Annotated in this window: 22 protein-coding genes; 16 read left to right on the top strand and 6 right to left on the bottom strand. The window is 27.1% G+C overall.

Annotated features, from left to right (window positions below):
* Positions 1 to 8: 8 nt before the first annotated feature.
* From HNQ06_RS00210 to HNQ06_RS00185, 6 genes are read left to right on the top strand one after another with little or no spacing between them, the layout of a single operon-like run.
* A complete protein-coding gene (locus HNQ06_RS00210; RefSeq protein WP_184106788.1) occupies positions 9 to 1,520 on the top strand; it encodes a ligand-binding sensor domain-containing protein in 1,512 nt (503 codons plus the stop codon).
* The gene (locus HNQ06_RS00205) at positions 1,495 to 2,784 is read left to right on the top strand and encodes an LptF/LptG family permease (protein WP_184106786.1); all 1,290 of its coding nucleotides are present in this window, start codon (positions 1,495 to 1,497) and stop codon (positions 2,782 to 2,784) included. The genes HNQ06_RS00210 and HNQ06_RS00205 overlap by 26 nt, the downstream gene beginning before the upstream one ends.
* A complete protein-coding gene (locus HNQ06_RS00200; RefSeq protein ID WP_184106783.1) occupies positions 2,781 to 3,848 on the top strand; it encodes an LptF/LptG family permease in 1,068 nt (355 codons plus the stop codon). The genes HNQ06_RS00205 and HNQ06_RS00200 overlap by 4 nt, the downstream gene beginning before the upstream one ends.
* Before the next feature lie 27 nt (positions 3,849 to 3,875).
* Positions 3,876 to 5,003 (top strand): tRNA guanosine(34) transglycosylase Tgt, encoded by a 1,128-nt coding sequence (gene tgt, locus HNQ06_RS00195; RefSeq protein WP_184106781.1) that lies wholly within the window; start codon positions 3,876 to 3,878, stop codon positions 5,001 to 5,003.
* On the top strand, positions 4,996 to 6,516 hold the full coding sequence (murJ, locus tag HNQ06_RS00190) for a murein biosynthesis integral membrane protein MurJ (protein ID WP_184106779.1): 1,521 nt from the start codon (positions 4,996 to 4,998) through the stop codon (positions 6,514 to 6,516). Before tgt ends, murJ begins: the two co-directional genes overlap by 8 nt.
* A complete protein-coding gene (locus tag HNQ06_RS00185) occupies positions 6,513 to 7,922 on the top strand; it encodes a HEAT repeat domain-containing protein (RefSeq protein WP_184106777.1) in 1,410 nt (469 codons plus the stop codon). Before murJ ends, HNQ06_RS00185 begins: the two co-directional genes overlap by 4 nt.
* Positions 7,923 to 7,945: 23 nt before the next feature.
* Here HNQ06_RS00185 and coaBC read toward each other — a convergent pair whose 3' ends face one another.
* Positions 7,946 to 9,118 carry a bifunctional phosphopantothenoylcysteine decarboxylase/phosphopantothenate--cysteine ligase CoaBC gene (gene coaBC, locus HNQ06_RS00180; RefSeq protein WP_184106775.1) on the bottom strand — a complete coding sequence of 391 codons (1,173 nt, stop codon included), beginning with the start codon at positions 9,116 to 9,118 and terminating at the stop codon, positions 7,946 to 7,948.
* A gap of 74 nt (positions 9,119 to 9,192) precedes the next feature.
* Here coaBC and HNQ06_RS00175 point away from each other — a divergent pair, with 74 nt between their 5' ends.
* Genes HNQ06_RS00175 through miaA form a run of 9 tightly spaced genes read left to right on the top strand, consistent with a single transcriptional unit; the run spans position 9,193 to position 16,610 of the window.
* Positions 9,193 to 9,387 (top strand): DUF997 family protein, encoded by a 195-nt coding sequence (locus HNQ06_RS00175; RefSeq protein ID WP_184106773.1) that lies wholly within the window; start codon positions 9,193 to 9,195, stop codon positions 9,385 to 9,387.
* Positions 9,388 to 9,447: 60 nt separating this feature from the next.
* Positions 9,448 to 10,782, top strand: a complete 1,335-nt coding sequence (gene panF, locus HNQ06_RS00170) for a sodium/pantothenate symporter (protein WP_184106771.1) — start codon at positions 9,448 to 9,450, stop codon at positions 10,780 to 10,782.
* A 9-nt stretch (positions 10,783 to 10,791) separates the two neighbouring features.
* Complete coding sequence (locus tag HNQ06_RS00165; protein WP_184106769.1) at positions 10,792 to 11,739, top strand: pseudouridine synthase family protein; 948 nt, start codon at positions 10,792 to 10,794, stop codon at positions 11,737 to 11,739.
* Positions 11,708 to 12,655: a hypothetical protein gene (locus HNQ06_RS00160; protein WP_184106767.1), complete on the top strand. Its 948-nt coding sequence runs from the start codon at positions 11,708 to 11,710 to the stop codon at positions 12,653 to 12,655. The genes HNQ06_RS00165 and HNQ06_RS00160 overlap by 32 nt, the downstream gene beginning before the upstream one ends.
* Positions 12,645 to 14,051, top strand: coding sequence for a UDP-N-acetylmuramate--L-alanine ligase (gene murC, locus HNQ06_RS00155; protein ID WP_184106765.1), 1,407 nt, complete (start codon positions 12,645 to 12,647; stop codon positions 14,049 to 14,051). Before HNQ06_RS00160 ends, murC begins: the two co-directional genes overlap by 11 nt.
* 10 nt (positions 14,052 to 14,061) lie before the next feature.
* Positions 14,062 to 14,928, top strand: coding sequence for a YicC/YloC family endoribonuclease (locus HNQ06_RS00150; protein ID WP_184106764.1), 867 nt, complete (start codon positions 14,062 to 14,064; stop codon positions 14,926 to 14,928).
* Positions 14,925 to 15,467, top strand: coding sequence for a (d)CMP kinase (gene cmk, locus HNQ06_RS00145; protein WP_184106762.1), 543 nt, complete (start codon positions 14,925 to 14,927; stop codon positions 15,465 to 15,467). The genes HNQ06_RS00150 and cmk overlap by 4 nt, the downstream gene beginning before the upstream one ends.
* A 35-nt stretch (positions 15,468 to 15,502) precedes the next feature.
* Complete coding sequence (locus HNQ06_RS00140) at positions 15,503 to 15,703, top strand: DNA-directed RNA polymerase subunit omega (protein WP_075552456.1); 201 nt, start codon at positions 15,503 to 15,505, stop codon at positions 15,701 to 15,703.
* On the top strand, positions 15,690 to 16,610 hold the full coding sequence (miaA, locus tag HNQ06_RS00135) for a tRNA (adenosine(37)-N6)-dimethylallyltransferase MiaA (RefSeq protein ID WP_184106760.1): 921 nt from the start codon (positions 15,690 to 15,692) through the stop codon (positions 16,608 to 16,610). Before HNQ06_RS00140 ends, miaA begins: the two co-directional genes overlap by 14 nt.
* A 141-nt stretch (positions 16,611 to 16,751) precedes the next feature.
* Here miaA and HNQ06_RS00130 read toward each other — a convergent pair whose 3' ends face one another.
* Positions 16,752 to 17,123, bottom strand: coding sequence for a hypothetical protein (locus HNQ06_RS00130; protein WP_184106758.1), 372 nt, complete (start codon positions 17,121 to 17,123; stop codon positions 16,752 to 16,754).
* A gap of 80 nt (positions 17,124 to 17,203) precedes the next feature.
* Here HNQ06_RS00130 and HNQ06_RS00125 point away from each other — a divergent pair, with 80 nt between their 5' ends.
* Positions 17,204 to 17,749, top strand: coding sequence for a hypothetical protein (locus HNQ06_RS00125; RefSeq protein WP_184106756.1), 546 nt, complete (start codon positions 17,204 to 17,206; stop codon positions 17,747 to 17,749).
* On the opposite strand, the gene HNQ06_RS00120 is transcribed toward HNQ06_RS00125, so the two are convergent.
* The 4 genes from HNQ06_RS00120 to topA form a co-directional block, all read right to left on the bottom strand.
* A complete protein-coding gene (locus HNQ06_RS00120; RefSeq protein WP_221415454.1) occupies positions 17,746 to 18,525 on the bottom strand; it encodes a phosphodiester glycosidase family protein in 780 nt (259 codons plus the stop codon). The two genes, HNQ06_RS00125 and HNQ06_RS00120, sit on opposite strands and share 4 nt — an antisense overlap.
* The gene (locus tag HNQ06_RS00115; RefSeq protein WP_184106754.1) at positions 18,518 to 19,036 is read right to left on the bottom strand and encodes a hypothetical protein; all 519 of its coding nucleotides are present in this window, start codon (positions 19,034 to 19,036) and stop codon (positions 18,518 to 18,520) included. The genes HNQ06_RS00120 and HNQ06_RS00115 overlap by 8 nt, the downstream gene beginning before the upstream one ends.
* 126 nt (positions 19,037 to 19,162) lie before the next feature.
* Positions 19,163 to 21,634, bottom strand: coding sequence for an ATP-dependent RNA helicase (locus HNQ06_RS00110; RefSeq protein ID WP_184106753.1), 2,472 nt, complete (start codon positions 21,632 to 21,634; stop codon positions 19,163 to 19,165).
* A gap of 2 nt (positions 21,635 to 21,636) precedes the next feature.
* Positions 21,637 to 24,189, bottom strand: a complete 2,553-nt coding sequence (gene topA / locus HNQ06_RS00105) for a type I DNA topoisomerase (protein ID WP_184106751.1) — start codon at positions 24,187 to 24,189, stop codon at positions 21,637 to 21,639.
* Positions 24,190 to 24,219 lie beyond the last annotated feature (30 nt).

Genomic DNA, 24,219 nt, shown 5'->3' with positions numbered 1-24,219 from the left:
AAAATAATATGAAATTTGTTTTGAATAATTTATTTAAAGGTTGTCTTATATGTTTTGTCTTGTTTTTTTCTTGCTTTACTACAAATAGATCTATTCAAGATTCTCATATTAGTGATATTGTAGGGAAGAAAAAAGAAGCAGTCATTATTGATGATAATAATGTCGTTCTTGATAGCAAATTTAAAAGAGACTATTTGATAGGATTAAAAGATAATGAATCTTTTTTCCTTAGTGATGCTTTTTTAAAAGAAAATAATTTTTATTTTAAAAAAGCTAGAGAGAGTTATGCTAAAAAAAATATTGGCTTGACAAATTATTATTTAAATAAAATAGTGGCTAATGAAAATCAGCACAGTAGGGAATTACTAGCTAAGGCGAATTTGTTTTTTGGATATGTAAATTATGAGAATGGTTTTTATGATCTTTCCGAATATAATTTTGATCTATTTTTAAAAGACTATAAATATTCTCATGCTAGTTTAAGATCAGCTGAATTAAAATATCTTGTTAAAGAAAAATCAGATGCAATTTCTGTATTTAAAGAGATTAATGAATTTTCTATCTCAGGTTATGATAAAGAAATTTATGACTTTTTAAGCAATAAGCTTGGAGTAAGTCATTTAAACTTAGAGTCTTTGGGGTTTCTTGACAATAGCGTTTTTGATACATTTGTCTTTAATGATAATATATTTGTAACTAATATATTGGGGGGGCTTTTAAGATATAATATTAAAAAAAATGATTGTAGAGTCTATCTTAAGGATAAAAAAAGCATTTTTTTAAATGGCATTAGGGGTTTTGCAGATTATAATGGAACAATTTACATTGGTGGTAAAAATGTTGTTTATTATATAGATGATGTTGATGGAGATTTAAAGCAAATAAATGTTCCTGGTAATGCTGATTTTAGTAATGTACAAGTTTTGCTTGGTGTTAAAAATGGAATATTTGTTGGTACTCTAAATTCTGGGTTATGGTTTTATGATTTAAAAAATTGGAAAAATATACCGCTTGGATCTAATAAAATTTCTTCACTCTGCTTTGATAGTTTAAAAAATTTATTATTAGTTGGAACAGTTGACAAGGCTATTTATAGTATTAATGTCGATAATTTGAAAAAGATCAAACATTTGGATTTTTTTAGCAAAAATGATAATGAAAAAAATATTAATTTTATAAAAGAATATAAAGATAGTTATTTTGTTGGAACATATGGCGGGGGTCTTTTTGAATTAAATTTAAATAAAAATAGCTATAAAAAGCATGTTATTGCCAATAATATTGATGTTAATTATTTTATGGATATGGAGATTAAAGATAACAAGTTGTTGTTTGCAACCTTTGATCATGGATTATTGATTTATGATTCTGAAAATGGCAATTGGGATTATTTTGGACCCAATAATGGACTTCTTAATTTGAATTTAATAAAAGTTTCTAAATTTAAAAATTATGTCATACTTGGCACTCTTAATAACGGTTTGGTTTTTGTAGATGAAAATATTAAAAAACAGTTATGAGTCTTACATAATTACTGAATTTTTTAAATATTTTTTAATTACGTTTTTATTTTTCTTTTTCGTATTTTTTATAAATCAAATTTTATTCTTTATGAGAATACTTCTTCAAAATTATGTTCCCTTTTTTAAGGCTTTTATTTTTATTATATATTCTCTTCCTATGGTTATTGCGCTTTCTCCACCTTTTGCTTCTTTGATTTCAGTAATTCTTACTATTCATAAATTCAAGCTTCACAATGAAATTTTAGCTTTTCGTTCAATTGGCATATCAATTTTTGATTTACTTTTTCCATTTTTTAAATTGGGAGTAGTTGTTGTTTTTGTATCTTTCATATCTAATGATATTTTGCTTCCACTTGGATCTATTGGTAGGTTAAAAATTTTTAATGAAATAAAAGAAGAAGTCCCCCATTTAGTATTAAAGCCTTATTCAAGCAAACAGTATGGAGATTTAATTTTTGTTTCTGGTGAGAAATCGGAAAATGGTTATAAAAATGTAACTTTTTTTGATAATACTAGGCTTAAGGGTTTTGATAGAATATTTATGGCAAAAAATCTTGATATTAAAAAAGAAAATTTTCAAGTGTATTTTATTTTAAATGATGTTCTATCTATTGCTTTAACAGACAGTGAGAGTGGATTTTATGATTATTTTTATGCAGATAAGATGAAATATTCAATCGATCAGGTTACATTTAGTGATAGTTTTTTATTAAATTATGTAACTCCTTCCCAAATGAGTATGAGGGATGTTATAAAATTAATTAAAAAGCAAAATAATTTAATTGCAGATTCAAATATAAAAAATAATTTAGAAGGAGACTTTTTAAGTTTAAATTTTTCAAATCTTTATTTAAATTATTTATATAATCAAAACTATTATATGGATGAATCTTATGTGTTTGAAAATTTAAACTATATGTATAATTTAAGTTTAAATTTTAAACCTTATCAAGATAAAAGCATGAAGCAAAATTTGGCTTTGTTTAATCTTGAATTTTATCAAAAAATTAGTTTACCACTTTCAGTTCTATTTTTTATTTTTTTGGCTTTTTCAATGGGAATGTATTCTAATAGGAAATATTCCATTATTCTTGAGCTTGTAATTTCAATTATTGTTTGTGTTTTTTATTGGGTAATGTTTATTGGTGGAAAAGTTTATACTGTGCAGTATGCACCAAATCCTATTATTGTTACTATTTTGCCCAATTTAATTTTAATTGTTGCAGGAGCAATTCTCTTTTTGAGATTGTTAAAAAAATGAAAATAGATAAGCTTTTTGTAAAAAGCATCATTCTGACTTTTCTATCCATGAACTTACTTTTCATGATTTTAATTATGCTTGGGGATTTATTTGTTAATCTTCTCAATTATCTTGAAAAGAATATTGCCTTTAAGGATATTCTTTATATTTATTATTTGTATTTGCCAAAAGCGTTCTCAGATGGAGTGGCTTTATCTTTTCTTTTTGCCATTTCTAACCTTATTGGTAATCTTTCTATGAGAAATGAAATAATAGGTCTTTTTAGTTGTGGAGTTTCACTTGCCAGAATATTAAGACCAATCATTTTGATTAGTGTATTTATTTCAGTTGTTCTTTTCTTTTTTGATAATTATTTGGTAATAGATACTGTAGCAAGAAGAGATATTCTTATTAAGAATAGCATTGGTAATAGTGGATCTAGGGATAAAACTATAATAATCAGAGATCTTGCTAGAGAAATTTATAATATTAAATCTTATGATATTGATGAGAATACTTTTTCTAACTTAATAATTATAATTAAAGACAGTGAGAATGAGTTTCAAGCAAGGTACGATATAAATAAAGCTGAATGGAAAGATAATAAATGGAAGCTTTATGGTATTAGAGAGTTTGTTAAGGTTGGTAAAAAAATTAAAGAGAATGCCTACGATGTTCTTGATGGGACAGGGATTATTAAGCTAGCGCCTGATTACATAAGAACTGTGATGCTATCATCAAAGGCATTGAATTTTACTAAACTTATTAATTGGATAAGTTTTCTCAAAGCCGAACGTTTAAATTATTCTGACGCATTGTTTGATTTATTAAATAGGGTATTCTTTTCATTTAGATTGATTCTTCTTAGCTTTACTGTTGGGTTTATTGCTCTTGCTTTAAAAAAAAATATTTTTATACTCAGCTTATTAAATAGCATTGCTTTTGCTGTTGTTTATGTTATTTCTATTGTAATTTTTAATTTTTTGGCGGATCTTGGTTATTTGCATATATATATAGCAAGCTCTTTTACAACTGTGTTTTTTTTGATTATCAATTTTTTTGTTTATAGGGTTGTTAGGAAATAATATATAATAACTATTTGAGATGTTTATATGTTTAGTGTAATTAAAAATGACAAACATTCTAATGCAAGGATTGGATTTCTAAATCTTCCCCATGGCAGAGTAGATACCCCTTGTTTTATGCCAGTTGGTACTTTGGGGGCAATGAAAGGATTAAAACATGCTGTTCTTGAGAAGTTGGAATGTAATTTGATGCTTGCAAATACTTATCATTTATATTTAAGGCCGGGCATTAAAACTATTGAAAAATATGGTGGTCTTCATAATTTTACAACTTGGAATAAAAATTTTTTAACTGATTCGGGCGGATTTCAGGTATTTTCTCTTTCTGGTCTTAGAAAAATTGATCTAAAAGGTGTGCATTTTAAATCTCATTTAGATGGATCGTATCATTATTTTACTCCTGAGGGAGTGTTTGCTATGCAAGAAATTTTTGGCAGCGATATTATTATGCCACTTGATATTTGTAGTTCTTACGGGATTGATTATAATGAAGCCAACTTATATACAAATATTACAACCAATTGGGCTCGCAGTACATTCAAATCTTATAAAAACAGAAAAGAGGGATATGGTGGGCTTTTATTTTTAATAGCTCAGGGGAATTTTTTTAAAGATTTAAGGAAGAGAAGCATCAATGATATATTGGAATTAGACAGTCCAGGTATTGCCATCGGAGGCATTTCTGTTGGAGAACCAAGAGAAAAATATTTAGAAATTCTTGAATATAGCTCTTTGTTGATACCAAAAGAAAAACCAAGGTATGTAATGGGTATTGGCACTCCTCATTACATACTTGATGCCATATATTACGGAATTGATATTTTTGATTGCGTTAATCCTGCAAGAATTGCTAGGCATGGGTCTCTTTTGACAGATAATGGGGTTATGCGCATTGGTAGAAAGGAGTATAAGGATGATACTTCTCCGGTAGATAAAAATTGCGTCTGTACTTTATGTACAAGGTATTCAAGAGGATATTTAAGACATTTGATAAAATCGAAAGAGCTTTTTGGAATAGTTTTGGCAAGTGAGCATAATATTCACTATATGTTTCGGTTGATTTCAAAGATCAGAGCTGCAATTCTAAATGATAATTTTTTAAACTTTAGAACTGCATATTTAAAAAAGTATGAAGAGGGAAAATTAGATGAATAAATATGTTGTTTCTACAATTTTGGTCATGATTTCCACTTTTTTTTCAAGAATAATGGGCTTTGCAAAGATAAAGATTTTCTCTTATTATTTTGGTGCAAATCTTGATGCTGATATTTTTAACTATGTTTTCAATATTCCTAATAATTTGCGCAAAATTCTTTCAGAGGGCGCGATGACTTCGGCTTTTTTACCTGAATTTACACATGAAAAAAACAAATCGCACGAAAAAGCTGTTTCTTTTTTCAGAACCGTTATAACCTTTAACGTTATTTCTATTGGGTTAATTGTTTTAGTTATGATTATTTTTGCAAAGCCTATTATGTATTTTATATCTTATTATAGGGGCGAAAACTTAATTTTTGCAAGTTCTGTATTTAGTTATTTGGTATTATATATTTTATTAATAAGCCTATCATCAATCTTTGTATCTGTTCTAAATTCATATAAAATTTTTTTCATTCCTTCATTTTCGCCTATTATGCTTTCTTTTGGCATAATATTGAGTACATTCTTATTTTATGGCCGTTTTGGGATATATAGTGCTGTTATTGGCGTAATTTTTGGGGGATTTTTGCAATTTTTGATTCCATTTGTAAATTGCCTTATGATTGGTTTTGCCTGGAAACCAGCATTTTATTTTAGAGAAAAAGTATTTTTAAATTTTTTAACCAGATGGCTTCGTATGATTTTTGGATTTTCCATTTCAATTGTTACTCAGCAGATTTCATTTGCATTAGCATCTACCCTTGAGATAGGAAGTGTTTCTATTCTTAGTAATGCTGTAGTTTATTATCAGCTCCCTGTAGGAATTTTTTATATTTCTATTGCAACAGTAATTTTTCCCAAAATGGCAGAGCATGCTGTTTTGGGAAATAATATAAAATTAAATGCTCTTTTAGTAGATGGAATTAAAATTTTATTGTTAATTTTTATTCCAGTATCTTTTTTAATGTTTATTTGGTCTGATTATATTTTAAATTTATTTCTTATGGGGGGTAAGTTTTCTATTTATGATACTCAAAAAACAGCGGGTGTTTTGAAATGTTTTCTTTTGGGCTTACTTTTTTATTCAATGTTTAGTTTTTTCCAAAAATATTATTTTTCTATTCGTGATGCAAAAACACCATTTTATTTGAGTGTTTTATTTTCTGTTCTTGATATTGCACTTTCTGTTTTTGGCATTAATTATTATGGGTTGAATGCTTTAGCATTAGCCCAATCTATTTCTTTTATGATTTGTGTAATTGTTTTTTATTTTATAATATTGAAAAGTGGGGTTAAAATTGATTTAATTGAAATTTTATTTGTTCTTTTGAAGTCAATTATTACACTTTTCCCTTTGTATGCAATTTATCTCTTTTTTGAAAAGCTTCAGTGGGATGTGGGGTTTAGTTTTAAAAATCTTTATTTTTTAATTGCAGCTGGAATTGTTAGTATTTTTATTTTGTTTATTTGTTATTCTGTTTTAGGAATAAATAAGCTTTTTAGGTATATTAGGAGGGATGCTTTATGAAATACTTTGATTTTTTATTTTTTTTACTTATTTTTAATGTGTATGCTCAAAATGTTAACTCCCCAGCTCTTCCTAGCCCCCCTTTGTTGCCCAAAATTACAGAAAATAAGCTTATTGAGAGAGAAAATTCTTCTAAGGGTGAGAATTTTTCTAATGTTGGTTTAGATGTTAAGTATGTTAACGATACAATTCTTTATGGGCTTGATAGTCAAGTTACAAGCATTATAAAAGCCCTTAAAAAATCAAGTGATAGTCAATATAATTTTTCTCTTAAAAAAAGACTTGAGAAAACTTTTAATGCTGAGATTAAAAAGGAAATACTTGAATTGTTTATTTCTCTTAAGTATTCAGGAGGTATTGATACAGCAAATTATATTCTTGAAAATTATGAGAGTAAGAGATATTCAAATGCTTTATTTGGCTTGGCAATTTCGTATCTTAAGGAGTTTGATGATAAAGAGAAATTAAAAAAAACTCTTATTGACATTCTTGAAAATAAAGAGGGTAATGTGGTATCTATTGCGGCTTATTATTTAGGAGAGCTTAAGTCTCTTGAATATTCTAAAAATATGATGGAAGTTTTTGAAAAATATTCTGGGAATGATGGGGCTAGAAGAGAAATACTTATTGCTCTTGGAAAAATGGCCGCTGCTGATTATCAGGATAGAATTTATGAAATTTCTTTGGATAATTACGAGGGTCCATCAATTAAGGCTGCTGCAATTGAAGCGTTATCATATCTTGCTCCAGATAAAGTAACTGCAAATGCCGATTTGTATCTTCAGAGTAATAACAATAATTTAAATGTTAAATTAGCTATTATTGCTTCTTTATCTAAAGATCCTTCTTTAAAGTCCAAAGAGATTTTACAAGGATTTTTAAGAGATTCTGATGATAATATTAGATTTAAAGCTATTAATGCAATCAAAGGACATAAGGACTCCTCAGCAAAGGATATTTTGATTTACAAGCTTAAAAGCGATCCATCTCTTAAAGTCAGGGAGGCTTCTGCTAAGGCTTTAATTGATATGGATCTTGGGGATATTGAGATAAAAAACATTATGTTTGATTTTAAGATTGACAATAATTTTAAAATCTCAATGTTTAGTTACCTTTTGGATAAGGATTCTCTAAAAGCATTGTCTATTTCTTTAGAAATTATTAATAAAGAAAATGTTGATAGACCTTCAAATGTTTTAAAAGGTATTGCTTCAATGTTGGCTGGTAAAAAGGGCAATTTTGATAATTTTTATTCTAAAATCATTGACAGCAAAAATATTGATTTAAAGCATTTTGCATTAAAAGGAGCTGTTTATAATAAATCCTTATTGCTTTCTGATAAGCTTAAAAAAATTAAAAGTGAAACGAACTCCGAATATATTAAAATGCTTTTAAAAGATTATTGATTATTGAAAACCATTAAGCATTATTAGTATAAAATTTTTAAAATTTCTTTAGCTACTTCTGATTTTTCCATTTCTGGCAGTTCTTTTGCGCTTTGTTTATTTAGTATATAAACTTTATTTAAGTTTGAACCAAAATATTTAAGTTCATTTGCAATTATAAAGTCCAAGTTTTTCTTTTTTAATTTTTCTTTAGCTTTTTGAATTAAATTTTTAGAATTCTCAGCGCAAAATCCAATAACAATTTGGTTTTTAAGCTTATTGTGTCCTATGTGTTGGATTATGTCGGGATTTTTTACTAATTTTATATACAATCCGTTGGTTTTATTTTTTTTAATTTTACTATTGAAAATGTGTTTGGGTTTAAAATCGGCAACAGCTGCAGCTCCAATTATTATTTCAAATTTATTATATATTTTGAGAGCTTCTTTGTACATTTCCATTGCAGTTTTTATTTTTATAATGTTGACCCCTTCAGGCTCATTTTCATTGGTTGGTCCTGTAATAATTGTAACTTGAGCTCCTAGTTTGACAGCCTCTTGTGCTAAACAAAACCCCATTTTTCCCGTTGATGTATTTGAAAAATAGCGAATTGGGTCTATTAATTCTTCAGTTCTGGATGCTGTTATAAGTATTTTTTTGTTTTTTAGGTAATCTTTTTGATTAAATTCATTCAATATTATTTTTATAATTTCATCTTCATTTTTAAGGCGCCCTAAAGCATTTGATGAGCAAGCCAAAAATCCTTTATCAGGTTCAATGAATTTATAATTATAGGCTTTAAGCTTTTTTATATTTTCTTTTAAAATAGGGTTTGAATACATTATATTATTCATTGCTATTGCAAAATAAGTAGGTGCTGTGCTTGCAGATATTATTGTAGTTAATGCATCATCAGCGATTCCTGATGCAATTTTAGATATTGTATTGTAGGTAGCAGGAATAATAAGAATTAGATGTGCCCAGTTTGCAATTTTTATATGCTCAACCTCATTGCGGTCTAAATCCCATAAATTAGTAATTATTTTGTTCTTAGAAATGGTTTCTAAAGTTAATGGAGTAATAAATTTGGTTGCATTTTTTGTCATTATAACTTTAACGCTGTATCCTAATTTAACTAAACTAGAGACTATGTAAACTGACTTGTAAGAAGCTATGCCCCCACATATACCAATTAATATATGTTTATTTTTATTCATATAATATATATTATATGATATACGTTATATTTGAATTTATAAATTTTGATATCCTTTTGTTAAGGTTGTTTTAAATGAGAAATAGGATTTTGTACGCTGTATTATTGTATATTTTTATGTTTGTATTGTGGTTTTGTTTTGCTTATTTTATTGACACATCAGCTACTATATTTAATATTCCTTTGTGGTTTTTTTGGTCAGGAATTTTATTTCCCAGTATAAATTTTATTTTGGTTTGTTTTTTTATTTTAGTAATTAGTAAAACTTAAAACATTATTGATCATTTTTTTATTTTTAGATTTTTTTAAAAAAGAAATAGAGGTAGGTTTTTGTTATTAAATAAATATTTTCTTGCAAATCGAAATATTAATTTTATTGTTATGGCTTTGTTATTTTCTTCTAGCTATATTAGTGCTAGTAGTTTTATTTCTGGTCCTTCTGCTGTTTATAAGTATGGGTTATCTTTTATATTATTAGCCACCATACAAATTCCTACAACTTTAATTGTTTTTATTATTGTTGGTCAGAGATTAAATTGCGAATCAAAAAAAATTAATGCAATTAATATTATTGATTATATTAGACATAGGTATGAAAGTGATTTTTTGGCGTTAATGAGTGGATTTGTATTGATTTTTTTTTCAATGTTTTTGATTTCTGCCCAATTAATAGGTGGTGCTAAGCTTATAGAGGTTTTTTGGGGTATTGATTACGTAATTGGTCTTTTGTTTTTTGTCTTATTAGTTTTTATTTATGTGTTTTTTGGTGGCTTTAAGGCAGTAGCTTATACGGATTTGATTCAAGGATTTTTAATGCTAGTTTCATCTGTTATTTTATTTTCCAAGATGCTAGATTTGGGAGGGGGTATTAATAATTTATTCAGAACAGCAACGTCTAGCTTAGATAAAAGCCTTTTACTTCCTTCAAATATTGACTTAAAACCACAGTATATAATTTCTTTTTGGATATTAATAGGAATAGGAATATTAGGGCAGCCTCAAATTATTAACAATTTTATAGCATTTAAAGATGAGAATGCTATAAAATTGTCTCTTCCCATTTCTACTTTTATTATCAGCTTTTTAATTGTTTTAATGCATTTAATAGGGTTTTTTGCTATTATTCTTTTTCCAGATTTAAATCCAAATGATAAAGTTGTTTTAAATGTAGCTTTAAAAGTTTTAAGTCCTTTTTATTGTTTTATGTTTTTTATGGGTCTTTTATCTGCAATAATGTCTACAGTAGATTCAAATTTGCTCTTAATGACATCTGTTTTAATAAAGTCAATATTTATTTATAAAAAAGATTTAAAAGAAGATGTAAAGATTGAAAGAGTAATAATGATTTCTAATATTTTTTTTATTTTAATAATACTTATATTTTCTCTCTTTCCTCCCAATTTTTTATTCTTCGTTAATATTTTTGCTTTTGGAGCTTTGGAGGTTTCATTTTTTCCTATTATTTTTTTTGGACTTTATTTAAATTTTGTAAGCAAAATAGCGGCTTTTGCTTCTATGTTTTTAGGCTTAATGTTTTATTTGGCCATTTTATTCTTTAGTTTAAATATTTGGTTTTTTCACCCCGTTTTTCCAGCATTTTTTGTTTCTATATTTACATTTTTAATAGTTAATTTTTTTTGTAAAAAAAATACTAAGTTTTGTTAGGGATATTTTTTGCGTTTGGATAAGTATATTCTTTTAGAAGTACTTGCCAATGATAATGGCAAGCGTCTAGATTCAATTTTAATTAAAATTTTAAATTTATCTAAAGCTCTGATAATAAAACATATTAGAAAAGGTGATATTAGGCTAAATGGTCTAAAATCAGATTTTTCATGTAGAGTTTGCAAAGGTGATAAAATTTATTTGTATAAATCTTTAGCCCAAAGTTTGAACTTAGCCACAGATGAATGCTTTAAAAGCAATATTGATTTTAAATATATTCGAAAAAGAATAATTTATGAAGATAGCGATTTACTTGTTTTGGATAAGCAAAGAGGCATTTTAGTTCATGGAGGCAAAGATTCTCTTGATTTTTTAGTGAATGCTTATCTTTTAAGTCAAAATTTAAGATCCTTAAGCTTTAAGCCTTCGGCAGTTCATAGGCTTGACAGGAATACTTCTGGTATTATTATTTTTGCAAAAAATATAAATACTGCAAGAAAGTTAAGTGCGGCATTTAGTGATGGATCTATAATTAAAAAATATTTTGCAATACTTTTAGGTGAGGTTAAGTCAACTGTTATTTATAAAAATCATTTATTTAGAAATAAAAGGTTAAGAAAAACTTTTGTTTTAGAGGATAAAGGGGTTATTAATGCAATTACAAAGGTTAATCCAATATTATCTTCCAAAAGAGCTACTCTTGCTGAGATTGTTATTGAAACAGGCTTTACTCATCAAATAAGGGCTCAGTGTTCCTTTAACAATCATCCCTTAATTAATGACAAGAAATACTATGATAAATTCAAAAAAAGCGATTACTTTTTACATGCTTTTTTGGTAAAATTTAATGGGACATTCTTTAAAAAGAATGAATTTTACTCTAAGCCCAGTTTAGAATTTTTAAAGCAAGTAAAAGATATTTTTGATGTCTATGAATTTTCAGAATTTTTCAAGTAATTTTTTTTTAAAAAAAATATTAAGCAAGGTTAAAAACTTTGCAACTAGTATTAAGCATAAATTTGTTAGAGTTAGGGTGTATGCATTAGTAGGATCTGCTGGAACTGGTAAGAGCTTTAGATCGCATTTGGTAGCAGATAAATATTCAATACCTTTAATCATTGATGATGGTGTTTTAATTAAAGACATGAAAATTATTGCTGGAAGTTCTGCTAAGTTTGAAGATAATGTTTTTAAAGCGGTAAGGCGATCTGTATTTGAAGATGATGCTCATTGCAGTGAAATGCTTGAAGTTCTTGCAAAAGAAGAATTTAATAAAATATTAATATTAGGAACAAGCCTTAAAATGATAGATAAAATAATTTCAAGACTTTTGTTGCCAAATGTTTTTAAGATTATTTACATAACAGATGTTTCAACCAGACAGGAAATAGAAAAAGCAAGGATTTCAAGGCAAATGGGGGAGCATGTTGTACCAGCAGCTGCTTTTGAAATAACGTCTATTAGACCCAATTTGCTATTAAACTCAATTAAAGTTTTTTTTAAAAGCGGATGGTTTTTTGCTAGGAAGAAAAATTATATTCGATCTGTTGTAAGGCCCCATTTTTATGAAGAAGGGGTTTTGTCTATTTCTAAGAGAGCTGTAAGGCAAATTATTGAACATTGTGTTTCTGAGTATGATAGGAATTATATTGTTTATGATCTTAAAATCAAAAAAGATGGGAACAATTATCTTTTTAAACTGTTTTTAAATATTCCTCTTGGAAATAATTTGCTTAATAATACAGAAATGCTTAGAACCTATATTATTACGAACGTACTTAAGTATACAATAATTAATATATTATCTATTGATATAGTTATACATAAGTTTTATGACAAGAAAGATTATTTAGAAGAGAGCTATGAAGGTTGATTTTGACGATTTGAATAGTATTTTTTTTGTAGGAATAAAAGGAAGTGGGGTTTGTTCTCTGGCTTGTTTTTTAAATTCAAAAGGATATTGTGTAGAAGGGGTAGATGTTTCTGATAAATTTTATACCGATGAAATTTTAAGTAATAATAAAATATCTTATTATGAGAATATTTATGAGTTTTCATTAAAAGGGCTTGATAGGTCTTTTGATTTAATAGTATATTCTTCAGCCTATGATAAGGATAACTTGCAAGTTTTACTTGAGGCAAAAGAATTAAATATACCTATTTTGTCTTATCCTGAGGTTCTAGGTGAGCTTTCTAGAAAGTACTATAGTATTGGAATTGCAGGCTCTCATGGAAAAACCACTACTACGGCGTTTTTAGGTGTTCTTTTTAGCAAATTAGGATTGAATCCTAATGTTATTGTGGGATCAAGTGTTAAAGATTTTAAAGATAATTCTGCAATAGCAGGTATTAGTAATATTTTTATTGTTGAGACTTGTGAGTATAAAAAACATTTTTTGAATTTTAGTCCTAATATGCTTATTTTAACCAATGTTGACTATGAGCATGTTGATTTTTTTAAAAATTATGAAGCCCTTGAAGACGCTTTTTTACAGTATATTAATAATTTAAAGAAAAATGGAATATTAATAATTAATTCTGATGATAATAATTTGCTTAAAATTAAAAGGCAAATCAACAGAAAAGATATCAATATTTTCAGCTATGGAACAAGAGATTTGTCCAATTTTCAAATAAGTAATATTGCAGTTAAGAGTGAATATTTTTGTTTTTCTTTTTTAGGCTTGTTAAACGTTAAGCTTAAGACAGTTTTATTTCATAATGTATTAAATTTTTCAGCAGCTCTTTTGGCTTTAAATCTTTTTTTAGAAAGTAATGGAAAATCAATTTTTGATTTTGAAGAAGCAGTAAAGAGAATTGCAAGAAATTATAGTGGTATAAAAAGAAGGGTTGAAGTTGTTAAAGAGGAAAATGGAGTGATTTACATGGACGATTATGCTCATCATCCTAGGGAAATTAAAAATACGCTTTTGGGTATTAAAAATTTTTATAAGAATAAACGTATAATTTTGGATTTTATGCCCCATACCTTTACAAGAACAAAAGAATTTTTTAATGATTTTGTTGAAGTTCTAAGTGCTGCTGATATATTAATTTTGCACAATATATATCTTTCAAATAGGGAAAATTTTAATCCAGACGAACTTTCCGTTAAATTATTTTTAAATATTAAAAAAATAAATAAAAACACTTATTTTTTTAAAGATTTTAAAGACTCTGTTAAATTTATAAAAAGTTTATTAATATCGGGAGACTTGTTTATTACAATGGGCGCTGGAAATAATTTTATTTTACACAATTTTCTGTAAGGGTGTTATAGTGAAAAGTATGACGGGATTTTTTTATTTGGAAAAGATAATTGGTAACTATATGTTTAGTGTTAATTTGAAATCTTATAATGGAAAGTTTTTAGAATTTAAATTTAGGTTACCAGAAATTTTTTCTGGCTATGATCTTGATATAAGAAATTTGATTTCAAAATACATTAGCAGAGGCAATGTCTTTTTGAATGTAGGATATAAAGAATTGGTTCCTCGTATGAATTTTACAGTTAATCCCAATTATATTGAGGCTATTTCTAGACTTAGAGATTCTTTGGCACATACCAATCTTAATATTAAAAACGAACTAAGTTTAGGCGATTTTTTATCATTAAAGGGAGCTTTGATAATTGATGAGGATAGTGAGCATCAAGAAGAGATTTATGGGTTGTTTAAGGGTGTTTTAGAGGAAACCTTATTTCATTATAATAATGGACGAAGTTTTGAAGGAGAAAATACTAAGGCAGATATAGTGTCAACCCTTGTGCTAATAGAGCGAGACCTTAAAATTGTTAAAGATGCTTGCAGCGATATAAATGTCAGATTATTTGCAAGCATTAAAGAAAATATCTCTAAATTAATGGATGACTTTAGAGATTTAAGTATTGCAGAAGAGGCAGCTAAAATGGCAATTCGTCTAGACATCAATGAAGAGATCATGCGTTTAGATTCTCATATAGAGACTTTTTATAAAAATCTTGAATATGAGATATGTGGTAAAGTTCTTGAATTTATTTCTCAAGAAATGCACAGGGAAATAACAACTATGAGTAATAAGGCGGTTGATCTTGATATTAAGAATTTGATTTTAAATATGAAATTAAATTTAGAAAAAATAAAAGAGCAAATAAGGAATGTTGAATGAGAATAGCACTTTCTGGTAAGAGTGGTTGTGGCAATACTACTGTAAGTGGTATGATTGCCAAACATTATGGTCTTGAGTTTATTAATTATACTTTTCATGATATTGCAAGAGAGCATAATATTCCTTTTTCAGAGTTTTATGAGAAAGAGATAATAGGAAGAGATGATTATTATTGGGATAGATATCTTGATAATAGATTGTCTGTGCTTTCTAAAAAAAATAATACAGTGCTTGCTTCTCGTCTTGCTATTTGGATTTCTAAGAGTGCTGATTTAAAAATATATCTTTATGCTAAAATGGAAGTTAGAGCCGAAAGAATAATGACTAGAGAGGGGGGCATGTATTCTGATGTTTTAAGCAGTACTTTTAGTAGAGATGAAAATGATAAAAAAAGATATTTAGCTATTTATAATATAGACATTGATGATTATTATTCGGAGACCGATTTAGTGATTGATTCTACAAATATTAATTCAAATGAAGTTTTTGAATTAATTAGAGATGAAATTGATAAAAGAAACTTAAAAAAAATTAGCTAAACTTATTTAATATGTTTAGTTTATAAGGAGATTAAATGACTAAAGTGCCTTTAAAAAAAATACAAGATTTTGATGGAAATTTTTATGAACTTGTTGTTGCGACTATAATGCGCACAGAGCAAATTATAGACAATATTTCTTTAGCAGAACATGCTCTTTTTGATGATAAAATATTAGGACAAGCTTTTAATGACATTTTGACTGGTAAATTTAGCTATTCAATTGAAGGAAGATAGAATAGTTTTTATTTTTGGCCCTACAGCTGTGGGCAAAAGCAATATTTTGTTTCATTTTCCAAGAAATAAAGCTGAAATTATTAATGTTGACTCTATTCAAGTATATAAGGAGTTCAATATAGCTTCTTCAAAACCAAGTAAAAATTTAATGAAACACATAAAGCACCATTTAGTGGATTTTTTAGATCCTGAAAAGGAGTATACTCTTGGAATTTTTTACGAACAAGCTTTAAAAATAGTAAAAGAAATAAGACAGAGAAAAAAAATTCCTATATTTGTAGGAGGTACTGCTTTTTATTTTAATCATTTAAAGGATGGATTTCCTTCAACGCCTTTGGTTACTTCTCAAATAAGAATTTATGTAAACAATCTTTTAGAACTTAAGGGCAAATCTTATCTTTTAAAAGAATTGAAAAATGTAGATCCCATCAGATTTAATATGTTAAATAAGAATGATATTTATCGCATTAAAAGATCGCTTGAGGTTTACTATCAAACAGGAATTCCTATTAGTCAATTTCAAAAAAAACAAAATAGCGAATTTAAAAATATTGTGATTATAGGCCTTAAGAGGTCTTTTGAGGATTTGAAAACTAGAATATCAATAAGAATTAATGAAATGCTCAATAGTGGATTACTTTCCGAGATTAAAGGTTTATTTAGTAAGGGGTACAATGAAAATACTCCGGCTTTTAAAGGGATAGGTTATAATGAGTTTTTATTATGGAAAAGTAGACCTTGTTATGGTTTAAATGATATAATAAGTTTAATAAACAAAAATTCGTTTTTATATGCAAAAAGGCAAATGACCTTTTTTGCCAAAATTTCTGATGTTTTATGGTTTCATCCAGAGGATGATTTAGATGACATTTTGAATTTAATTTTTAAGGTTGATAAGGAGATTTAGGGAGTGCCTTGCGGAAGAAAAAGAAAATTAAAAAAAATTTCTACCCATAAAAGGAAGAAAAAAAGAAGAAAAAATAGACATAAGAAAAAAAATAAGTAATTTATTACATTGACCGGACTTTTGTTCGGCTATGTAGTGAAGCTATTTAGAATGATCAATTATTAGATTGTTGACTATATTTATGTCTTTGCTAAAGATGTATCTTTTAGTTCCTTTGTAATTGACTAGGATCCAATTTCCTTCAATTCCATAGCGCTCTGTTTTTTCTAGTGTTTTTTCAATTTTTACGACTTCATCTTTTCTGAGTAGAATTGCGTAATCATAATCCAATTCGCTATTTTTCTTAGTGCTTTTACTAAGAAAGGCATAATCTTTTATTATTATGCCCATTTTATTGCTAAAGCCAAGAATACTACTTTTGGGCAAATTTAATTTTTGAATGAGAGGAATTTTGTTATTTTTATTGCAAGCTAAAAGAATTAAGGGTATTAAATATAATGTTTTTGTATTCATAATTTCCTTGATTTTTTATATACTATTTTAGTGTGTTACTATAATAATATAGTATTTTTTAGAATTTTTAAGGATTGTTAATGAAGAAATATCTTTTTTTTATTTTATTTCTCATCTCTTCTAATAATTTGATTGTTTCTTATCCACTTTCTTTTGGTGGAGGTTTTTCTTATCAATTTACTAATTATACTGATAAAACAGGCGCCACTAAATTTGCTCCAAACTTTACTAGAGCAGATCATGGGATTAATTTAAATTTGTTTTTTGATGCAAATTATGTACTTTTTGAAATGTCTTACAAAGAGGCTTTTGTTGCTACTCACAATGGGAGATATTTCTCGCTTGGGCTTTATGGAACATATCCAATGGTTTTCAAAGAGCAGGTTAGGATGCTTTTCCCATTAATTGGGTTTAAATATGCTTTTGATTTGAGCTCTAATAACTTCAATCTATTTTTTTTAAGCATGGGGCTTGCTGCTGATCTTTTTATTCCTGATCTTGATGGTTTATATATTAGGCCTTTGTTTATGCTTTCCATCTCACCATTTTCTAATCATAAGAATTTTTCTGGGTTAACAACTGAGATTATGCTTGGATTTAATATCGGTTGGAGATTTTTCAATTAAGGAAGCTTTATTCCTAAATGAAATGGGACAGATCTTTCCTGTCCAAAGATGTTTGCAGTGAAGTTTAATTTGTAAGGAGCGTTATTTGATTTTACAACAAGAGTGCTTGAGCCCCCCCCATCTAGATTAATGGCGTTAGTCATGCCATAACTTAATGCAAAATCAATAGCTTCATTAAGAGAAGCTCCTTTGCTATTATTTACACCTCTTCCTTCTATTGTAACAAGAAATAAATACTTATTATTTTTATCAGTTCCTATTATTGTTCTTGGGTGCTTTGTTTCTTTGAAATTTTTTTTATACTTTCCGTTTTTGATTAAAACAAAAAATCCGCTAAATCCATAATCAGAGCTTTCTATTTCGTCTTCTTCGGGATTTAATATAATTTTATTGCGTTTTATTACAATCTCTCCGTAGTTATTTATTTGTTTTGAAATCATTTTTTTATTATATATGTATAGTCCTTTTGGAAAAAACATGTTTTGTTTAACTTCGTATGGACTTGTGTTAATTGCAATGTCAACATTGTTAGAAATTAAGAAATGGCTTGTTGTTTGGCCTTTAAAGAAGTAATTATTTAGCTTTTTGTCGTAAATAGGTTTTGATATGGTAAATTTTAGATCTTTATTTTCAATTTTCACTAGAACATAATTGCTGTTTATGAAATAATCCCTAATAATTTTGTATTTGGCTTTTTTAGTGATTGATTTGGACAGCATTAGTCCTGATGAAATGCTTAAAATCAATACTAGCAGTGTTAATATTTTTTTATTCATTTCTTTTTATTTTATAAGAATAAATGCTTTTGGGATAGTTTTTTAGTATGAGGTTTTTAATTTTGGTTGCTAATTTTTCATTTTTAAATTTTATAAGACTAAATATTTGATAAATTATTTTGACATCTATATTTTTTTCGTTATTTAAAATTTTTTTAATTTCTTCTTCATTAATATTATCTTCATTTATTCTTAATTTTAGCGAAATGATTTCATTTTTTATTTTTTGATTTTTGATTTTTTTTTGGTTTATTTTTTTTAAAAAATTATTAGCTTCTTTATATTTTTTTATTTTTAGATAGTATTTTGTAATTAGCAGATAATACTGTTCTAAGTCAAAATTTTTAATTTTATTTATTGTTTCTAATTCTTTTGACAGGTTATTGGTTAAATCATAAAGCATATGTAGCTTTATTAAATTTTCTATATTTTCTTTATTATCATTACTCTGTAATTCAAAAGGAGAAATTACTAAAAATAATAAAACATAAAAAAAGGATAGCCAGTCCATAATTTATTATAAACTTTGTTTTGAGAATAATGAAAATAATTTGAAATTATTGCTAGTATTGCTGCTAATTTTGAGAAATATTTGATTGTTATCTTTTCTATTATAACAGCTTTCAAAGTTTAGTTTTTAAAAAAAGTAATTTAATTTTTTGTAAACTTTATTTATTAATTTTTTTATAAAATGTAGTTTTTGTATGTATTCTTTGTTTTCTATAAGGCTTTTTATGCTTTCCATAGATTCTTCTATTGCCATTATGAAATTTTGTTTGGGCTTTAGTCTAAAATTTCCAGAATAATCTGTTTCCAATGATAAAAAAAGAGCAATTTTTTTAGGGGTTGAGCTTATAAATTGCATTGTACATTCTAAAAGATTTTTCATTTTTTCGGGTTCGTCAATGTTTACATTCCTTGTTTCATATTTTTTTATACAATGCCAATCTTTTCCCATGTTTTTGACTATTTCTATAGTTTCTAAAAATTTCTTGTTGTTAAAAACTGTTATATTTTTATGCATTAATTGTATTTTAATTTTTTTCAAATCTTCATTATTTTGATTGTTTAGTTCGTTTTTAAAAATCATTTCTTTTAGCGATTCTAGGTTAATTTTTATTATATAAATGTTATTTTTGTATTCCGCTTTGAAATTTTTTTTTCCTATTTTAATTTCATTGATGATTTTTGTCTGCACGGTATTTGTTATTTGTTTCTCTTTGCCAGATATGTCTTTATTTTTAAACTCTTCATTAAGGATGATATCATCAATCCATTCTTTTTTTAAGACACCAATAGATCTTGCATACATTTTCGTAGTTTCTATAATTTCTCCTGCAACGAAATATTTCACAGAATCGGTACTAATAAGTGAGCCGGGATGAATTATTACGTTTTGAGCCTTGATGGTTTTATATTTCTTTTTTGAAGTTTTAAAGCAAATATAATCCCTCATTCCTCTCATTATTGATTTTAAATATCCTTCGTTGTCAAAAACACCTTTTTGTATTATTGGTATATTTAATTTGCTAACAATGTTTTCAAGTTGCATTTGTACATTTGCTATCTCTTCAAGTCCTTGTAGATCTAAATAATTTTCCTTTGTGAAAGCTTCTTTATTTAGAGCTTTTTTAAAATCTTCAAAGATATTAACAAATCCAATTAAATCTCCCATTGGATTTTTATATTTTAAGTGGGCTTGTCTGGCTTCCATTTCTTCATTTTGAGGTAGTAGAAAAATTCCACTTGTGGATAAAAATGATAGACCTATTGTGGTTTGATAGATCGCTTGTGGGTGATTTATCATTGCTTCGACTAATGCTCTTGAATGTGCTGGTATTAATGGGAATAATATCATATATTTTCCAATTTCTGTAAGTTCGTTTTTATTGTTTATAGCATCTAGAGATTTTAATATTTTGCTTGCAGTTTGAATAGAATGTATTGATGGTTTTGAGATAAAGTCAAAGTGGGTAAAATCTCTAATTCCAATATCTGCCATTCTCAGAACTACTTCAGATAAGTCTGTCCTATATATTTCTTCTTTTTGATAATCTTCTCTTAATTGATAATCTTCTCTTTTGTAAAGTCTATAGCAAGTTCCTTTTGAAAGTCTTCCTGCTCGACCAGCTCTTTGAGTTGCTGATGATTTTGAAATTGGAACTTCTTGGAGCGAATAGGTATGAGTTTTTGTTTGGAATTTGTTTGTTTTAACTTTTCCGCTATCTATTACTATTTTAATATTTTCAATTGTGATTGAAGTTTCTGCGATGTTTGTTGATACTATTATTTTTCTTTTATTTTTAGGGGTAGTCATAAATATTTGCTCTTGAGCTTCTTTAGGCATTCTGCCGTATAAAGGAAATATTATTAAATTTTTTTTTGAGTTTAATTCTTGTAATTCTTTTATAGTTTCTTTTATTTCTTTCTCTCCAGATAAAAATATAAGAATATCTCCTGCTTTTTTTTCTTTTATTACGTTTAAGACAATTTCTTTTATTTTTAATATCATTCCTTTTGATGTATTTAAAAGAGGAGGATTGTATATTATTTGTACTGGGTAAGTAATAGTTTCAATACTAACAACAGGTGCATTATTAAAATATTTTGAAAATATTTTTGTGTTTATTGTGGCAGATGAAATTATGATTTTAAAATCATCCCTTTTTCTTAAAATGTCTTTAATAAGCCCCAATATAAAATCGATATTCAAACTTCGTTCGTGTGCTTCGTCTATTATGATTATGTCATATTCATAAAGTAGTGTATCTTTTTTTAACTCTTGCAGAAGCACCCCGTCAGTCATTAGTTTGATTTTGGTTTTTGGGCTTGTAATTTCTTCAAATCTTATTTTGTAGCCAACTTCTTCTCCAACATTTACGCCAATATGCTTGGCAATATATTCAGCTATTGATATTGTAGCTATTCTTCTTGGTTGGGTTACTCCAATTTTTCCTAATTTTGCAAAACCTGCTTCATATATTATTCTTGGTAGTTGGGTTGTTTTTCCACTACCTGTTGGACTTTCGACAATTAAAACATTATGTTTTTTTAGTACTTTAATTAATTCATCTTTGTATTTATAAATTGGGAGTTTGAAATCATTCATATTTATAACAAGCTGAATACATATTTCTCATTTATTTCGTCAAGATTAATGTTATCAGGTAAATCAATCCTCTTTCTTTTAATTTTAGCATAAAATTTTTCGTTTTTTTTGTAAATATATATTTTGTTGCCGATTTTGTTTTTAGAAAATGTGATCATTTTAACGATTATGCCCACTTTATTGGCTCTTTCGTTGAGTAAGCTGATGGCCTTGTCTAGTGTTATGTCATATGCTTTTAAATCTTTTTTTAGCGAGCAAGCAATACTTCCGCTTTCGGTTTTAATATAATCTCCAAAAACACCAGTTGCAGCAATGATTTGTTCATTAGTTTGGGGATGTTTGCCGATTGGTTTTGGCAGTGAGAGCAATTTTAAAGCAAGTTCTAATGTTATGCTTTCAGGGGCAATTTTTTTAGTTGATGCTTTTTTTGCTTTTATTATTTTTAATTTTTTAGGTTTTCCCTTTTTTGTGTATTCTTGAGGAGCATAAGTGTCTTCTCCAAGCTGAACAATGTTTCCATAAATTGTATTTTTAAAGATTACATTAAGTCCTGTTGAAGGATCAATCCCAAGTATATTTGGTTTTAACTCTTTTTCATTTATTATTTTTTCTATTTCATCTTTTTTGTACAAATTTTCTAATGGAGTTTTTGTATTAATTGAGTAATTATGACCTTTAAATATCAAATAAGGTCCATATTTACCAATGTTTATTGTATAATTAATGCTGTTATTATTTTTATTTTCTATGCTTTGACTTTCAATAACGGTTCTAAATTCAGAGGAATCAATTTTGGGCTCTAGTTGCATTACTGTATATTTTAGTCCTTTTTTGCCATTATAAAATTTACTTAGATATTTTATTTTATCTAGCTTTCCTATTGCTATTTTATCTAATTTTTCTTCCATATTAGAGGTGAAATTTAGTTCAATCAGTACTGGAAAATATTTTTCAAGAAGATTTATTACAGCAGCTCCTTTTATAGTTGGCATTAATGTGTTGTTAAGTTTGAATGCATATTCTCTTTCTAAAAGCGTTGATATAATTGTAGAATAGGTCGAGGGACGACCTATTCCTTCTTTTTCCATTTTTTGTACAAGAGACGCTTCTGTGTATCTAAATGGAGCCTTTGTTTCGTGCTCGCTTGTTTTCATTTTAACTATGGAAAATGTATCTCCCTTTTTAATTAAGTCAAAATTTATGTTAAGATATTCATCTTTTTCTTTAGTGTGTTTAAGAAATCCATCAAAAATTGTTTTTGTAAAACTTGATCTGAAAATTAGGTTTTTATACTTAAAAGTCAATTTTATATTTTCTTTTATTGCATCTTTCATTCCAGAAATGATGGCTCTATCCCATATTATTTTGTAAATTTCTTTAGCAGTTTTGCTTTCTATTTCTATATTTTCATTTGGAATAAACATTTCAGAAGGTCTTATTGCCTCATGTGCATTTTGAGCCATTTTTTCTTTTTCATAAATTCTATCTTTTTCCTCTATATAGTCTTTTCCATATTTATTTTTTATTATTTTTGTTATTTTTTCTTTTGCAATTTTAGCAATATTGTGAGAGTCTGTTCTCATATAGGTAATGTATCCGTGTTCGTAAAGTTTTTGAGCGTGTTGCATGATTTGTTTTGTTCCAATTTTAAGGCGCTTATTTATTTCTTGTTGAAGTGTAGAGGTAGTAAATGGCTTTGGAGGAGATATTTTAAGTTTTTTAGTTTCTATTGAAATTAATTCAATTTTTTGTCCATTTTTTAATTCTTTTTCAAGCTCGATCATTAAATCTTTGGTTATTATTATAGTTTTGGCGCTATTTTTAAGTTTTCCAGTTTCATTTATAAAGTCTTTACCCTCTGCTATGTTTTTACCGTCAATTTCTTCTAATTTTGTTTCAAGCAACAAATCTTTTTTTTCGTGTTTGCATTGAATTAAAATTGAATAATAATTTGCCTTTTTGAAATTTATTCTAGTTTTTTCTTTCTCTATTAATAATTTTAATCCAACAGATTGTACTCGCCCAGCAGAAAGTCCATAAGCTACTTTTTTCCAAAGTAGCGGAGAGATTGTATACCCATATAGTCGGTCTAATATTCTTCGAGCTTCTCCAGCATTAACAAGGTTCATGTCTATATTTCTAGTATTTTTTAGTGATTCAGTTATTGCGGTTTCTGTGATTTCATGAAATATCATCCGTTTATAATTTTTAATTTTTAATATTTCTTTTAAGTGAAATGCTATAGTTTCTCCTTCTCTGTCTTGGTCGGTTGCAAGATATATTTCATTTATTGTTTTTACTAATTTTTTTAGTTTTGATACAATTGCTTTTTTATTGCTGGGAATAATGTAAATTGGATTGAATCCGTTGTTATAATCTATAGAAATATTTGCCCATTCGTATTTTTTATATTCTTTGGGGATTTCTTTTGCATTGTTTGGTAGATCTACTATATGTCCAATGCATGCTTCTACTAGAAATGATTCATCAAGAAACTTTTTTATTGTTTTGGCTTTTGTTGGCGATTCAACTATTATCAATTTTTTATTTTGCATAAATTCCCTATGTTTATATATTGTATTATA

The organism is Borreliella lanei (assembly GCF_014205895.1).
Classification (GTDB): domain Bacteria; phylum Spirochaetota; class Spirochaetia; order Borreliales; family Borreliaceae; genus Borreliella; species Borreliella lanei.
The sequence above is the reverse complement of the archived record's forward strand: the minus strand, read 5'-3'. Positions and strand labels throughout refer to the sequence as shown.

Bases quoted from the DNA above. Each gene is read 5' to 3' on its own strand.
- HNQ06_RS00210 (WP_184106788.1), top strand. From the start codon at position 9: ATGAAATTTGTTTTGAATAATTTATTTAAAGGTTGTCTTATATGTTTT.
- HNQ06_RS00205 (WP_184106786.1), top strand. From the start codon at position 1,495: ATGAAAATATTAAAAAACAGTTATGAGTCTTACATAATTACTGAATTT.
- HNQ06_RS00200 (WP_184106783.1), top strand. From the start codon at position 2,781: ATGAAAATAGATAAGCTTTTTGTAAAAAGCATCATTCTGACTTTTCTA.
- tgt (WP_184106781.1), top strand. From the start codon at position 3,876: ATGTTTAGTGTAATTAAAAATGACAAACATTCTAATGCAAGGATTGGA.
- murJ (WP_184106779.1), top strand. From the start codon at position 4,996: ATGAATAAATATGTTGTTTCTACAATTTTGGTCATGATTTCCACTTTT.
- HNQ06_RS00185 (WP_184106777.1), top strand. From the start codon at position 6,513: ATGAAATACTTTGATTTTTTATTTTTTTTACTTATTTTTAATGTGTAT.
- coaBC (WP_184106775.1), bottom strand. From the start codon at position 9,118: ATGAATAAAAATAAACATATATTAATTGGTATATGTGGGGGCATAGCT.
- HNQ06_RS00175 (WP_184106773.1), top strand. From the start codon at position 9,193: ATGAGAAATAGGATTTTGTACGCTGTATTATTGTATATTTTTATGTTT.
- HNQ06_RS00160 (WP_184106767.1), top strand. From the start codon at position 11,708: ATGTCTATGAATTTTCAGAATTTTTCAAGTAATTTTTTTTTAAAAAAA.
- murC (WP_184106765.1), top strand. From the start codon at position 12,645: ATGAAGGTTGATTTTGACGATTTGAATAGTATTTTTTTTGTAGGAATA.
- cmk (WP_184106762.1), top strand. From the start codon at position 14,925: ATGAGAATAGCACTTTCTGGTAAGAGTGGTTGTGGCAATACTACTGTA.
- HNQ06_RS00140 (WP_075552456.1), top strand. From the start codon at position 15,503: ATGACTAAAGTGCCTTTAAAAAAAATACAAGATTTTGATGGAAATTTT.
- HNQ06_RS00130 (WP_184106758.1), bottom strand. From the start codon at position 17,123: ATGAATACAAAAACATTATATTTAATACCCTTAATTCTTTTAGCTTGC.
- HNQ06_RS00125 (WP_184106756.1), top strand. From the start codon at position 17,204: ATGAAGAAATATCTTTTTTTTATTTTATTTCTCATCTCTTCTAATAAT.
- HNQ06_RS00120 (WP_221415454.1), bottom strand. From the start codon at position 18,525: ATGAATAAAAAAATATTAACACTGCTAGTATTGATTTTAAGCATTTCA.
- HNQ06_RS00115 (WP_184106754.1), bottom strand. From the start codon at position 19,036: ATGGACTGGCTATCCTTTTTTTATGTTTTATTATTTTTAGTAATTTCT.
- HNQ06_RS00110 (WP_184106753.1), bottom strand. From the start codon at position 21,634: ATGAATGATTTCAAACTCCCAATTTATAAATACAAAGATGAATTAATT.
- topA (WP_184106751.1), bottom strand. From the start codon at position 24,189: ATGCAAAATAAAAAATTGATAATAGTTGAATCGCCAACAAAAGCCAAA.